The organism is Pararobbsia alpina, assembly GCF_965118125.1.
In the GTDB taxonomy this organism is placed as follows: domain Bacteria; phylum Pseudomonadota; class Gammaproteobacteria; order Burkholderiales; family Burkholderiaceae; genus Pararobbsia; species Pararobbsia alpina_A.
This window is the reverse complement of sequence record NZ_OZ221287.1, coordinates 1233812-1248157: the sequence shown is the minus strand read 5'-3', so window position 1 is coordinate 1248157 and position 14346 is coordinate 1233812. Positions and strand designations below refer to the sequence as shown.

The window sequence follows — 14346 nt, the reverse complement described above, 5'->3', positions numbered from 1 at the left end:
CGTAGGAATTTACGCGTTCTTCCGTCGGCTCATGTAACCGAGTCTGTCGCCGGAAGGCGCAACTCCCCTTCAAAGCCCCTTGTGGCACGACTCTCGCGCGGGCCGCCCCGCCCGCTCAGGATAGCGGCTTCTCAACGCGAACCTCACTAGACTTCGCTTCGTAGTCGGGAGTGCTGAGACATCGGTGCGTTGGACGAAGAGTCCACCCGGCTTACCACCGACGAGAACACACAAAAAAAGAGCGGGCGCCGTCCGCCGACGGTCGCCCGCATGAAGTACTGCGACAACCACCCTCAGCTACATCCACCACTTCAACCTTTAAGACCCGTCGCGGCCAAGAACCCCTGCGTCACGCGGCGCTGGAAAATCAGGTACGCCATCGCGACCGGTATTCCGCCGAGCAACGCGGCGGCCATATCTGACGCATAGCGCACGCCGTATGCGTCCTGCACCTGCGTCAGCCCCACCGGCACGGTCATCATGTTCGGTGTCGTCACGATGATGAATGGCCACAGGAAGTTGTTCCATGCGCCGATAAACACCACGATGGCGACCGCATAAACGATGTTCTTCGACAGCGGCAGAAACACGCGAAACAGCACCGACCACTCGCTTGCACCATCGAGCACGGCGGCTTCCTTGAAGTCCTTCGGAATCTGATCGAAAAACTGCTTGAACACGAAGATCGCCACCGGCGAGACAACTTGCGGCAACACGATGCCCGCAAGCGTGTTCGTCAGCCCGAAGCTGTGCATCTCGCGAAACAGCGGAATCAGCAGCGCCTCGAACGGGAACATGAAGCCCACCATCGCGAGCCAGAACAAGGTGTTGCCGCCGACAAAACGCAATTGCGAAAACGCATAAGCCGCAGTCAGGCTGATCACGATCGTGATCAACGTCACGGCGATCGCCGTCACCGCGCTGTTGACGAACCACATCGGAAGATTGCCCACCGACAGGACGTGAGCGAAGGCGCCGAACACCACGGGATGCGGCAGCCACTGCAGCGGTGTGATCACTGTTTGTTCTTCGGGCCGCAGCGCAGTGCTCGCCGCCCACAACAGGGGCAGCACCCAGACCACGGCAAGCGCCAGCGTCGACAGTGTCGCGAGCACCGCCGCAAATGTCACACGTGTATTCATTGCGCTGCCCTCCTGATACGCCACCACGTCAAGCCGGTCTGTAACAACGCAAGCGCAAGCACAACGAGCAGGAACGCACAGGCAATCGCGGACGCGTAGCCCGCGTTCTGGTTTGTGAAGCCCTGCTCATACATGTACTGCAACGTGACACGCGTCGTATTGAACGGTCCGCCTCCCGTCAGAATGTAGGGCTGCGAGAAGATCTTGAACGAGGCAATCAACTGAAGCATGAACACAAGGCCAGTCGTTGGCTTGAGCTGAGGCCACGTGATGTAGCGGAATTGCTCCCAGCGGTTCGCGCCGTCGAGCCGTGCTGCTTCGTAGAGTTCGCCGGGAATGTTCTTGAGACCCGCAACGAACAGCAGCATGTTGAATCCCACCGTCCACCAGATCGTTGCAATCGCGACCGACGGCATCGCCCAGTTGACGTCATTGAGCCACGCACGCTGGCCGCCGAGCAGCGCATTGATCAGCCCGTACACCGGGTGATAGAGCCACCCGAAAATCAGCGTCATGACTGCAACGGGCAACACGTACGGCAAAAAGAAAATCGCCTGGACAATCGCACGCGTACGCGTGAGCCGGTTCACGAGCACCGCCATAAGCAGGCCAAGCGCCGTCAACGGAATGACCGTCAACAATGCGAAGTAGCCGGTCTGGATCAACGCCGACCAGAAGTCGTCGTCGGCGATGAGCTGTGCGTAGTTTGCGAGCCCGACATAGCCCTTCGTATCCGTGAGCCCGCTGTCGGTGAAGCTGAGCCGCACGGTCTGCAACGCCGGCCACAGGAAGAACAACAGATACGCGACAACGAATGGCGCGAGCATGAGCCACGCCATGCGCATCTGTCCGCGCGCGTCCACGCCGCCTTGGCGCGACCGCTTCGCCACCTGCGAAGTGCTCGGCCCAGGCGGCGTCGCCTTTGACGACGCCATCACAGGAGCTTGGTTGGGCATCTTAAGGCGCCGGACGCTTGAGCAACTTGTTCGCGTCGGAGTCGAACATCTTCATCGCCTTGTCGACCGGCAGCTGACCGTTGATCGCCGCCGGGAAATACTTGGCAGCCGCCGCTTCAAGCGGACCTGCCGCACCGCTCCACCAGCCGTCGGGGTCGTACGCAACGTGCTCGGCCGTCGTCTGTGCATAGTCCGAGTTCGGCTTGAGTTGCTTGAACTGATCCGACAGCGTCACGGGCTTGTACGCGGGAATATGGCCACCGCCGCCCCACACGATCGCGTGTTGCTCGACATAGGCCACGAACTGCAGCGCGGCCTTCACGTGATCGGCGGGAATCGGCTTGCCCTTGTTGTCGGGAATCGCGAACGCGTGCGAGTCGGCCCACACGGTTTGATTGCCGTTATAAAGCGCCGGCAGCGAAATCACGCCGTAGTCGAAACCGAGCTTCTTCGCGTTCGCATCGTCGACGAGCGTCGGCACTTCCCACACGCCGTTGATCATGAAGCCTGCCTTGCCCGCAATGAACTCCGACGTCGATGCACCGTAGTCGAGGCCCTTGGTGCCCAGACCTTGCGAGTACCAATCGACCATCGTCTGCAGCGCTTGCTGACCCGCCTTGCCGTACACCAGCGTGTTGTTGTCGACGATCTTGCCGCCCTGCTGATAGATCATCGTTTCCCACAGACGCCAGGCCGCGTTATACGAATCCTGCGACGTTTCCATCGTCACGCCCGGCACACCGGTCTTGTCCTTGACGGCCTTGAACGCGGCAGTCAGGTCAGCGAGGCTCGTGATCGGCTTGAGGTTGCCGTCCGGACCGGCGAGGCCTGCCTTTTTGATCAGGTCCTTGTTGTAGTACAGGACGAGCGCGTGCGTATCGAGCGGCACGGCGTAGAGCTTGTCCTGGTAGTGCGCCTTCGCCCAGAGGCGGTCGAAGAAGTCTGAGCCCTTGAGCGTCGAAGCATCGAACTCGGCTTGCGAGATCGGACGCAACACGCCGGTCTGCGCGAGACCCGACACACGCGACAAGTGGATGGTCACGAGATCGGGACCTTCGCCGACCGCCGATGCCGTCTTGACCTTCGTATAGAACGGCTCACCCCACTTGAGCGTCGTGGTCGTGACCTTGACGTCCTTCTGGCTGTCGTTGAAGCCGTCGACAAGTTGCTTCATCCGCGCACCGTCGCCGCCCGACAGCAGCGTCCAGAGCTGAATATCGGTTGTCGCGTGCGCGGCGCCCGCAAACATTGCGCATGCTGCGGACAGCGCAGCGGCGGCCGCGCGGACCGTACGTGATGCCTTCACCTTCATGTTGTCTCCTTCGATCCTTGGCAGGGTTCGAGTGTTATGAGTTGTATTGATGACGGGTGATGCAGACTGCTTTGTGTTGATGCTGCTATGAGAACGTCGATGCGAACGTACGGAAGGACGACCCCGAGGAAGACCCCGAGAACGTCCATGCGAACGTTCTCAGGGAAATCATTTGTGCTCCCTCGCAAGCCAGCGATCGCTATAGCCGAGCGGATTGGCCGCGAAGTCGCGTCGGGCGGCAACGGCCTCACCGACCGTGGCGCGCGCAAGGCCGGCAAGCTCGGCCTTCGGTTCGCGGTTCTCGGTCAGGAGCCCGTTCTTCTCGAGGAACGTGTCGGTCAGCTGCGTGTAGCAGAACCCCGACAGCGCGCTGCATTGATGAACGGCTTCGAGCAGCTTCGAATAACGCTCGAGCAGTTCGTCGCCCGAACGTGCAATTGAATAGCCCCAGCCCGAGCCTTCGGTGATGCACGCGATGCCGCCAAATTCGGTCAGCAGGACCGGACGTCCCGTCGCGTCGAAACCGTCCGTCAGCAGACGGCGGCGCGAAGGCCGCACCTCGGCGAGCGTGGCATCAATTGCCTCGCGCGTCGCATAGCGTTGCGCGATGACGGCCGGGTCATGGTGATAGTCGTGAATATTGACGAGATCGCCGCACGGCATTTCCCAGCCGTCGTTGCCGACCACCGGACGCGAGCCGTCCATGGCATGCGTGAGTTCGTACAGTGCCTTGACGAGTGCAACTTGCCGCGGCGAGTGCGGCAGATCCGGCACGCCCCAGGATTCGTTGATCGGTACCCAGGCCACGATGCACGGATGCGAGATATCGCGATCGATCTGCTGCTGCCATTCGTCGACGACCGTCGAGACCGTTTCGTCGCTGAAGCCGTACGCCGACGGCATCTCGCCCCATACCGCAAGACCGAGCACATCGCACCAGTAGAGCCAGCGCGGATCTTCAGCCTTCTGGTGCTTGCGCGCGCCATTGAAGCCCAGTTGTTTGGTCAGCTCGACATCGCGACGCAGGCGGTCGGAATCGGCCGTCATCAGGCCGTCGGGCCAATACCCCTGATCGAGCACCATGCGAAGCGGATACGGACGATTGTTGAGCATGAAGCGCTCGCCATCGACCCACACGCTGCGCAACGCGGTATAGCTTTGCACGCGATCGACGACCTGGCCCGACGCATCGCGAAGCTCCAGCTCCGCATCGATCAGCTGCGGATGCTCGGGGCTCCACATCCAGTCGTCGCGACCGTCGTCGATGCCATAGTCCGCAGCGATCGCATATACACGGCCGAATGCGTTGCCGTCGATGCGTGACGTGTCGTCGACGATCGTGCGGCCGTGAATCGTCATCTTCACGCGCACACTTCCACCCACCGGCGCGTCGACCAGCCGCAGATCCGCACGAATCTCCCAGCGTGCGACATCGGCCTGCCAGCGAATCTTTTCGATGCGGCTTGCCGACACGCGCTCGAGCCACACCGTGCGCCAGATGCCTGTTGTACGCGGGTACCAGATCGAGTGGGGATCGCGCTTCCAGTCCTGCTTGCCGCGCGGCTTGTTCATATCGAACGGATCGTCGTCAGCACGCACGATCACCGTAAAGCGCGTGGACTTGACGAAGCGCGTGATGTCGAACGAAAACGGCACATGACCGCCGCGATGCGAGCCCACCTCGACGCCGTCGATATAGACGCGCGCCGCGTGATCGACCGCGCCGAAATGAAGGATCAGGCGTTCTTGCGCTGCCAACGCACCGGTCGCACCAGCCGCGTTACCCGCATCGCTAGCCACCTCATTGAGATCGATCTCGCGCCGATACCAGACACGTCGATGGAAATCCGTATCGCCGATGCCCGACAGCGCCGCTTCGGGGGCGTAAGGCACCTGAATGACGCGATCGAACGTCACGCCCGACGGCTCGTCGATCTTCGCTTCGTTGTCGAACGCAAACTGCCAGGCGCCGTCGAGATTCGTCCATGCGGCACGCCGCAACTGCGGACGCGGGTAGTCCATCGCTGTGTCTCCGGTACTTTGTCGTTATTCAGGTCAGCAGCCGCGATCGATTCGATATCGATTCGGAATCGCCATGCTCGGTGCTCATCCAGGCAATCCATTGCGCGCTACGTGACATCGTCCGGCGATACTAACAATAATAGTTGCGATAAACCAATATTCTTGTGGTAGTTCCAGCAAATGGGATGACACGCCGGTTTTACCGATATGTGATGTCTTATTGCGCTGACTCCATGCCGGTGAGCCCCTTAAATCAGGCGAATCGGGGTTTTCGGCGACATCACCATGATCCCGGTATAATCGCCGCCGCGCCATGCGAGCCGGGCAAAACCGGATAGTGGACGCACATTACATCAAGCAAAGTTGTGACAAATCGCGGCGGCGCGTGGTCGACGATGCAAACGCATACGTGCGCACCGCCGCTCAAACCGCGATCATTCGCCGCCAGGCATCACAGGCATCGTCAAGGGGAAACGCATGGCTCCGGTATCGGGAAGCCGAGTATTGGTCGTGGAAGGCGAAGCCGCACTGCCGGTCGTCAAGGCATTGGCATCCGAAACACGCCAGATGATCCTGAGCCTGCTCACGCATAACGTCATGAACGTCTCCGAACTCGCGGAGATCATGAGCCAGCCCCATTCGACGATCAGTTTCAACCTGAACCAATTGCAGGCCGCCGGATTGGTGACGTTCGAGTTCGAGCCCGGCACGCGTGGCTCGCAGAAGCTCTGCGCGAAGGCGTATGACGAAGTCCATATCCGGCTGCCGGGCGCCGCGGTGGAATCCGAGGCCGATCAGGTCGTCGTGGTAACGATGCCGATCGGCAGCTATCGCTATCTCGAAGCCTCACCGACGTGCGGCATCGCTTCGGAGACGAAGATCATCGGCATGCTCGATGACCCCCGTTCGTTCTTCGAGCCCGAGCACGTCTATGCGCAGATCCTCTGGTTTCGCGAAGGCTATGTCGAGTATGCGTTTCCGAACAACCTGCCCTACGGCGCGATTGCGCGTTCGCTCGAGCTGTCGATGGAAATCTGCTCGGAAGCGCCTCAGTACGATCCGAACTGGCCGTCGGACATCACGCTATGGATCAACGATCGTGAAGTCGGCACGTGGACATCGCCGGGCGATCTCGGCGGCACATCGGGCTTGCTCACGCCGGCATGGTGGCATACGGATCAGACGACGTATGGAATGCTCAAGCGCTGGCGCGTCACCACCGAGGGCGCCATGATCGACGGTGTCGAACTGTCGGATACGACCGTCGATTCGCTCGCGCTGACGTCAGCCAATCACGTCAAGGTGAAGCTCGGCATCAAGCCCGATGCGCGTCATCGCGGCGGGCTCAATCTGTTCGGGCGCAAGTTCGGTAACTACCCGCAGGACATCGTCATGCGGATTCACTACGAGTTTCCGCACGACGCCCCAAAGGTGACGATCCGCTAGGTGACCATACGCCAGGTCACGATACGTTGAGCACGCTGAGCGTGCCGAGCGTCTAGCGCAGAAACGTATCCAGCACGGCAACGGTTCGCTGCGTCGCCCCACGATGGCGTGCGGCAAATGCGCTTGCGGCGCCGCTCATCGACACCTGTCGCGCTTCGTCCGAAAACAGACCACGCAGCGCGTCGGCAAGGGCCGCCTGATCCTGAACCTGGATCGCCGCGCCGGCCGCGAGCGCATCGGCGCTCGCCTGCGTGAAATTGAACATGTGCGGGCCAAACAGCACCGGTGTCCCCACGGCACACGCCTCGATCAGATTCTGCCCGCCGAGCGGCAGCAGACTGCCACCGATAAAGGCCGCATCGGCGGCCGCATAGTACGCGGGCAATTCGCCCATCGAATCGCCGAGCAGGACTTGCACGCGACGGCCATCTCGCGAGGCCGCGTCGAGCGAGTCGGCGCCCGCTGTCCACTGCGAGCGGCGCACGTAACTCAAGCCTTCGCGCTCAAGCAGATTGGCCACCTCGTCAAAACGCTGCGGATGCCGTGGCACGAGTACGAGCAAAGCGTCGTCGATCGCGTTCCCGCTGGCGTTTCCGCCTGGAACGCCGCTCGCAATCCGCTTCGCAGCCTCGATCAGCAATGCCTCTTCGCCGTCGCGCGTGCTCGCGGCCACCCACACGTGGGTTCGCCCAAATGCCTTGCGCCAGAAATGCCCGCGCTCGATCAGCGCATCGGGCGCCGTCATGTCGAACTTGAGATTGCCGAGCACGGCGACCTCTCGTGCGCCAAGCGCATGAAGCCGCTCGGCGTCGGACGGACTTTGCGCAAGCACGCGGGTAAAGCCGCCGAACACTTCGCGCGTCGCCCTTCCAAAGCGATCCGCGCGCTTATAGGAGCGCTGCGACATCCGCGCATTGGCGAGCACCAGCGGAATCGTATGGCGACGGCACTCATCGATCAGCGTCGGCCAGACCTCGGTTTCCATCACAATGCCAAGCGCGGGCCGCCACGCGCGCAGGAAGCGACGCACGAACCACGGGAAGTCGTACGGCAAATAGCATCGCATCACGCGGTTGCCGAACAGCGCTTCGCTGGTCGCCCGGCCGCCGGGTGTCATATGCGTGATGAGAAAACGCACTTCGGGATGGGCCGCGAGCAAGGCCTCGACCAAAGGCTGTGCCGCACGCGTCTCGCCGACCGAAACAGCGTGCAGCCAGATCAGGCGTTTGCGATCGTCAGCGGGACGGCCTTCGACCGCGCCAAAGCGCTCGCCGATATGCTCGCGATAACCGCGCTCCTTGCGCGAGCGCACATACAAGCGAATCACCGCAACGGGCGCGATCAGTAGCCATAGCGCGCGATAGATCAGTCTGAGCATCCGGGCAGGCGTGAGGTCGGGTTAGGTTCGGCAAGCGGCCGCGCCCGGCCTGCCGGCCAAAGCGCACGAAGCCCGGATCATCTCACGGCAGGAGGCACAGGGGAAAGACTGGTCTTTGCGGAGCGCGATCTGCTGCAATAACCGCCTGAGAGCCGCTCGGGCATCGTGAGAAATCACCGAAGAGCCGCCCCAGAGTCCGTCCGAGAGCGGTTTAAGAGCCGTCTCAATGGCCGCTCGACGGGCGGCCCCATCGCTCAGACGAGTGCGTGCCCCATGACCCGTTCGAGCACGGCCAGCGGCGCGCAGTCGGGCTCGACCATATCGGCCGCGGCGAGGAAAAACGTCTGTTCCATCATGAACTGGCCTGCCATCACGGCATGCGAGGTCTGGTCCGAGAAGCAGATCCACGTGCTGCCCGACGGAAACGGGATGGTCTGCTGGAACGCTTCGCGCTGGTAGGCAAGGTCGGCCTTCATCGCATCGTGCAGGTTCAGCATCAGGTGATCGTATTCGGTGCGGCGCGACTTCGTGATGCCGAGCGTGTCGAGCAGCCAGGCCGAGCCCGGCAACGCAGGCTTGATCTGCGGCACAAAGCGGCGCGCAACCGCCTCGAAGGGCTCGCCGACGCGCCAGACGCGCGGCGTACCGGCCGGGTTCACGTTGATAAACACGCGCAGAATCCGCTCGCCCCGATTCGGGCGCGACGGGAACGCATCGACATGCAGCCGGCTATCGTCCTTGCGCCACGACGTCGCGCGGGTTTCGACCTGATGCAGACGCAGGCTCGTCGGCGCGCTGCGCAGCTTGCCTTTGTACTCGGGCAGCAAGGCGTCGATGAGTTCATGCGCCTTGCGCTGAAATCGGCTGACCATCGCGTGCACGGCCGCCTGGGTCGCATCGTCGCCCTGCACGCCGACGATCGCCCCGCCGCCCGGCGCGAGACTGATGTTCTTGCGTTTCGGATCGGCAATGGCCGGATCGAACAGACGGCGCTCGGCCGGCGACACCTCGAACGCGAGCGACGGGAAAAACAGCACTTTGCCGCGCTCGAGGTCGGCACGCAGCGTCTCGCGCGGCACTTCGAGGTCCCGGGCGAGCCAGTCGTTGCCGCGCACTTCAATAATCTGTGAATCGCTCATGAATACCTGACCGAAGCGGTGTCGGAACCCCGACGAAAACGGGACGGAATCCGGACGGAAGCGGGTCGCAAGCGGTACCGGACCGCGGCGCGGTCTACAGCAGCCCGAACAGCACGAGTGCCTGCAGCACCTGATCGAGCGGCGGCGACACGCGACCGCCGAGATTGACGACGTGAGGCGACCAGAACCCGCCGGTGCGCCACGAAGTTTCGAAATTGTACAACTCGACCGTCGGCACCTTCAGCGCCGCGGCAATATGGATCACGCCGGTATCGACGCCGACCACGGCCGCCGCACCGCCGAGCAGACCCGTGACCGCCGGCAGCGAAAGCCGGGGCGGCACGAAGGCCGCCGCGCCAAATTCGCGTGCGATCCGTTCGCTCGTCTCGCGCTCGCTGTCACTGCCCCACGGCAGTACGAGCGATGCCCCGTGGCGCACGAGTGACTGTCCGAGCTTGATCCAGTGCGCTTCGGGCCATTGCTTGTCGGCGCGCGACGTGGCGTGCGCAAACACGACATACGGCAGCGGCAAATTGAGGTCGTAGCCTGCCAGCGCCGCCGCGGCTGCGCTTTGATCCAGGCCAAAGTCGATGTCCGCCGACAACGGCGCCGGCGCCGGATACCCGAGCGCAGCGGCCGCCAGCTGGCGTGAACGGTCGACCACATGCGTACGCGGCTCGATCGGCACCCGCCGGTCATAGAAAAACCGCACCGGCCACTCGAAACCCGCGCCGTCGGTCCGGTTTGCAAGACCGGTCACGGGCCCATGCGCCCAGCTTGCCGTCCACGCGGTCTTGATCAAGCCCTGGAAGTCGATGACCGTGTCGTACTGTTCCTCGACAAGGTCTCGCCTGAAACGCCGGATATCGGCCCATGTCTCCGCGCGCGTCAACGTCTTGCGCCAGCGCCGAAGCGAATAGGGAATCGCCCGCCGCACGCCACGCACGATGCGCACGAGATCGATAAAACCGTCTTCGACGAGCCAGTCGATCTGCGCATCGGGCTCATGCGCGAGGATATCGGCGACCACCGGCGTCGTATGCACGACATCGCCCAGCGAAGACACCTTGACGATCAGGATCTTGCGCGGACGGCCTGCGGGCTGCACGGGGCTGGCGGAGAAGTCGGACATGGCCACAAATGAAAAAGCGCCCGCAGTAACACACTGCGGGCGCGTCAATCTAGCGAAACTCCGTCAGAACGGCAACTGGGCGTCGGCCTTGGCGGCAAGGAACACGCGCCGGAAGTCGCTCTGAATACGGTCGAGCGCCGCATCGCTGTCGGCCTCGAAGCGGAACACCACAACCGGCGTCGTATTGGACGAACGCGCAAGACCGAAGCCGTCCGGATACTCGACGCGCAGGCCGTCGATCGTCACGACGTCGTCCGCACCTTCAAACTTCGCGGTCTTCTGAAGCTGGCCGATCAGTTCGAAGTTCTCGCCTTCGGCCAGCTTGAGCTGGAGCTCGGGCGTCGACACGGAATTCGGCAGATCGTTGAGCAGCTTGCTCGGGTCGGCCACGCGCGACAGGATCTCGAGCAGGCGTGCGCCCGTATACAGGCCATCGTCAAAGCCATACCAGCGGTCCTTGAAAAACACGTGGCCGCTCATTTCACCGGCCAGCGGCGCGCCCGTCTCACGCAGCTTGGCCTTCACGAGCGAGTGCCCGGTCTTCCACATCAGCGGCTCGCCGCCCTTCGCGCGCACCCAGGTGGCGAGGTTACGCGTGCACTTGACGTCATAAATGATCTGCGCGCCCGCGTTGCGCGAAAGCACTTCCTCGGCAAACAGCATGAGCTGGCGGTCCGGATAAATGATCTGGCCGTCCTTCGTCACAACGCCGAGCCGGTCGCCATCGCCGTCGAACGCAAAACCGATTTCGGCATCCGTTTCCTTGAGGGCGCGAATCACGTCCTGCAGGTTTTCGGGGTGGGCAGGGTCCGGATGGTGGTTCGGGAAATGGCCGTCGATGTCGCAGAACAGTTCGACGATGTCGCAGCCCAGCGCGCGGAACAGCTTGGGGGCGAGTTCGCCCGCCACGCCGTTGCCGCAATCGACCACGATCTTGAGCGGACGTGCCGGCTTGACGTCCGAGACGATGCGCTCGAGATAGGCGTCGCCGATGTCATAGGTCTGATACGAGCCCGAGCCGCTAGCGAAATCCTGGGCCACGATGCGCTTGTACAGCGCCTGAATCTGCTCACCGTAGATCGCCGCGCCGCGCAGCACCATCTTGAAGCCGTTGTAGTCGGGCGGGTTGTGGCTGCCGGTGATCACGATGCACGAGTCGACACGCCGGTTGTCGAGGCCCGTCAACGGCACGCTGGCCGCGAAATACCCGACCGGTGTCGGCACCATGCCGATATCGACAACGTCCACGCCCGCAGCCTGCAGGCCTTCGGCCAGCGCCTTCGACAATTCAGGACCCGACAGGCGTCCGTCGCGCGCGATGACAACGGCGTCACCGCCTTGAGCGCGCACTTCGCTGCCGTATGCACGGCCCAGCGAGCGCGCCACATCGGCATCGAGCGTCTTGCCGACCACACCACGAATGTCGTAAGCCTTGAAAATGGATTGAGAGATCATTGTCGTTAAGCCTGAAAAGTACGAAAGCGCACGGAGACGGATGGAGGTTGAAAGGGGGTGGGGGCAGCGGTTGGCAGAGACTCGGGCCGCTTATAATCGCAGCTTTTGTGCCTGCCCGGGGATACCCGCCCCGTAGGCAGATCCGCGGTTCTCGGGCAATCAAAGGTGCGGCCATTGTAATGCCTAAGGTAGGGCGAAAGATCAGCGAAGACGTCTCGCGCGCCATCGGCAACCTCATCTGGCTGGGTTGCGAACGGCTCACGCAGATCGGCGTCGCGATCGTCATCAGCGGCATGCTGGCCCGGTATTTCGGACCCGACGTATTCGGGAAATGGCAATACGCGAACACGTTGCTGCTCGTGCTCGTGCCCGTCACATGGGTGTGCGGCAACGAGATTCTCGTGCCGACGATCGTGCACGAACCACCCGAACGGCTCGGCACGATACTCGGCAGCGCGTTTGCGCTGCGCTTCGGCATTTCGCTTGCGATGATGCTGCTCACGTGGGTCGTGCTCGGCGCAGGCGCCGGCATGGGGCGCATCGACGCCACCGTGGCGGCCATGCTCGGCGGACTCGCGATGACCATGCTGTTTCGCGAGCCGTTCGGCGTGATCGGCTCCTGGCTGCAAAGCCGCACGCATAGCAAACCGGCCCTGCTCGCAGCGATCGCGGCCGCCATCGCCAAGATGCTGCTCGTCTGGCTGTGCGTGCGCGCGGCGATCGCCGCCGGCTGGTACGGCTGGCTCTGGGCGCTCGAGGCGGCCGCCATCGCCGCCGCGCTCGTCGTCTATTACGCGAAGCAGCATGGCGGGCGCCTCGGCTGGCACATCGAATCGGCGCTGTTTCGCCGTTTCGTCTCGGCGGGTTCGATCTTCTGGATCGGACTCATCTGCATGTATCTGTTCCTCAAACTCGATCGGCTCATGCTCGAGCGCGTCGTCAGTTACGCGGATCTCGGCCGCTATTCAGCGGCACAGCAACTCAATGAAAACTGGATCACGCTCGCGTTGATGCTGTCGCAGACGCTGGGGCCGGCCTTCGTCTATCGCGTGCACGACACGGCGAAGCTGCTGCGCAATATGGTCCGGCTGCTGGCGATGACCGCCGCACTGATGATCGGCGGCGCCATCGTGCTCGACGCGCTCGGCGGCTTCATCATCCGGCTCGTGTTCGGGCCGGGTTTCGAGGGCGCCATCGACATCTTCCGGTGGGCCGTCTGGCTCTCGCTGCCTGCGGGCATCGAAGCCATCGCGAACCTCGTCGTGCTCAAGTACCAGGCGCGCTACGTCCTGCTCGTGAAGTGGCTGCTTGCGCTCGCGGCCGCGTTCGTCGTGAATCTCGTTGCGATCCCGCGTTTCGGTGGCCACGGAGCACTGATGGGCCTTGCGGCCGGCTATCTTGTCGCCATCGCTGTCGATCTGTACTACATCCGTTTCCGCCTTATTCGATCATGACCGACGTCGCCGCCCGAACGTTCGATTCGTCCGATTCGTCCGACGCGCTCAACTCGTCTGACTCATTCGATGCATCCGGCTCGCTCGACGATGTCGCGGTGCTGATTCCGGCCTATAACTGCCAGGCCGATCTCGAACGCACGCTCGCCTCGTTTGACGAGCCGGCGCCGCTCAATGTGCTGATCGTCGACGATGGGAGCACCCCGCCCGTGGTCGTCCCCGACATGCCCGGGCTGCGCATCGATGTGCTGAGGCTAACGCCTAACGGCGGTATCGAACGCGCGTTGGCGGCAGGCGTCGAGGTTTTGGCGGCGCGCGGCGTGCGCTATATCGCGCGGATCGACGCGGGCGACTTGGCGTTTCCGAAACGCGTCGTGCGGCAGCGTGCCTGGCTCGAAGCCCATCCGCGTGTCGGGGCGCTTGGCATGCGCGCCGAAGTCATCACACCCGACGGACGCCCGTTGTTCCGCCTCGATGTGCCGACCGATCCGGCGCAGATCCGGCGCGTGCGCTTTTTGCGTTCGTGCTTCGTGCATCCGGCGATGATGCTGCGCACGCAAGCCGTCGTCGAAGCGGGCAACTATCGCGTCAAATATCGCGCGGCCGAAGATCTCGATCTGTTTTTGCGGATCATGCAGCGCTACGACTGCGCGAATCTGCCCGAGGTCGGGCTGTACTACGAGATCAACCCGGGCAGCATCAGCGCGACCAAGCGCCGCACGCAAATCCGTTCGACGCTCGCGCTGCAGCTCGCGTATTTCGAACCCGGCAACCCGTATTACTGGGCCGGGCTCGCTAAAAACCTGCTGCATCTGCTGACACCGCGTTCGTGGCTCGGGGCGCTCAAGCAGCGCGTGTATGGCAAGGCGTCCGGCAATGAAAGCACAACACGACACGACGCGTAACGACA

At 62.9% G+C, this 14346-nt stretch carries 11 protein-coding genes; 3 read left to right on the top strand and 8 right to left on the bottom strand.

Going from position 1 to position 14346, the window contains the following annotated elements; genetic code table 11:
* Positions 1–311 precede the first annotated feature (311 nt).
* The 4 genes from ACMFWR_RS05350 to ACMFWR_RS05335 all read right to left on the bottom strand — a co-directional run bounded on the left by ACMFWR_RS05350 (position 312) and on the right by ACMFWR_RS05335 (position 5432).
* Positions 312–1142, bottom strand: a complete 831-nt coding sequence (locus ACMFWR_RS05350) for a carbohydrate ABC transporter permease (protein WP_413193975.1) — start codon at positions 1140–1142, stop codon at positions 312–314.
* The gene (locus ACMFWR_RS05345) at positions 1139–2098 is read right to left on the bottom strand and encodes a carbohydrate ABC transporter permease (RefSeq protein WP_413193974.1); all 960 of its coding nucleotides are present in this window, start codon (positions 2096–2098) and stop codon (positions 1139–1141) included. The genes ACMFWR_RS05350 and ACMFWR_RS05345 overlap by 4 nt, the downstream gene beginning before the upstream one ends.
* A 1-nt stretch (position 2099) precedes the next feature.
* A complete protein-coding gene (locus ACMFWR_RS05340) occupies positions 2100–3410 on the bottom strand; it encodes an ABC transporter substrate-binding protein (RefSeq protein WP_413193973.1) in 1311 nt (436 codons plus the stop codon).
* A 168-nt stretch (positions 3411–3578) separates the two neighbouring features.
* The gene (locus ACMFWR_RS05335; protein ID WP_413193972.1) at positions 3579–5432 is read right to left on the bottom strand and encodes a glycoside hydrolase family 2 protein; all 1854 of its coding nucleotides are present in this window, start codon (positions 5430–5432) and stop codon (positions 3579–3581) included.
* Positions 5433–5909: 477 nt separating this feature from the next.
* Between ACMFWR_RS05335 and ACMFWR_RS05330 the strand changes: the two genes are divergently transcribed.
* Positions 5910–6878 carry an ArsR/SmtB family transcription factor gene (locus ACMFWR_RS05330; protein WP_413193971.1) on the top strand — a complete coding sequence of 323 codons (969 nt, stop codon included), beginning with the start codon at positions 5910–5912 and terminating at the stop codon, positions 6876–6878.
* A 52-nt stretch (positions 6879–6930) separates the two neighbouring features.
* Here the strand turns inward: ACMFWR_RS05330 and waaA are convergent, their stop codons facing one another.
* The 4 genes from waaA to ACMFWR_RS05310 all read right to left on the bottom strand — a co-directional run bounded on the left by waaA (position 6931) and on the right by ACMFWR_RS05310 (position 11982).
* On the bottom strand, positions 6931–8256 hold the full coding sequence (waaA, locus tag ACMFWR_RS05325; RefSeq protein ID WP_413193970.1) for a lipid IV(A) 3-deoxy-D-manno-octulosonic acid transferase: 1326 nt from the start codon (positions 8254–8256) through the stop codon (positions 6931–6933).
* Between the two features lie 254 nt (positions 8257–8510).
* On the bottom strand, positions 8511–9395 hold the full coding sequence (locus tag ACMFWR_RS05320) for a Kdo hydroxylase family protein (protein ID WP_413193969.1): 885 nt from the start codon (positions 9393–9395) through the stop codon (positions 8511–8513).
* Between the two features lie 94 nt (positions 9396–9489).
* Positions 9490–10527 carry a lipopolysaccharide heptosyltransferase I gene (waaC, locus tag ACMFWR_RS05315; protein WP_413193968.1) on the bottom strand — a complete coding sequence of 346 codons (1038 nt, stop codon included), beginning with the start codon at positions 10525–10527 and terminating at the stop codon, positions 9490–9492.
* A gap of 63 nt (positions 10528–10590) precedes the next feature.
* Positions 10591–11982, bottom strand: coding sequence for a phosphomannomutase/phosphoglucomutase (locus tag ACMFWR_RS05310; RefSeq protein WP_413193967.1), 1392 nt, complete (start codon positions 11980–11982; stop codon positions 10591–10593).
* Positions 11983–12161: 179 nt separating this feature from the next.
* Between ACMFWR_RS05310 and ACMFWR_RS05305 the strand changes: the two genes are divergently transcribed.
* The gene (locus ACMFWR_RS05305; protein ID WP_413193966.1) at positions 12162–13436 is read left to right on the top strand and encodes a lipopolysaccharide biosynthesis protein; all 1275 of its coding nucleotides are present in this window, start codon (positions 12162–12164) and stop codon (positions 13434–13436) included.
* On the top strand, positions 13433–14341 hold the full coding sequence (locus tag ACMFWR_RS05300; RefSeq protein WP_413193965.1) for a glycosyltransferase: 909 nt from the start codon (positions 13433–13435) through the stop codon (positions 14339–14341). Before ACMFWR_RS05305 ends, ACMFWR_RS05300 begins: the two co-directional genes overlap by 4 nt.
* The last annotated feature ends 5 nt before the right edge of the window (positions 14342–14346 follow it).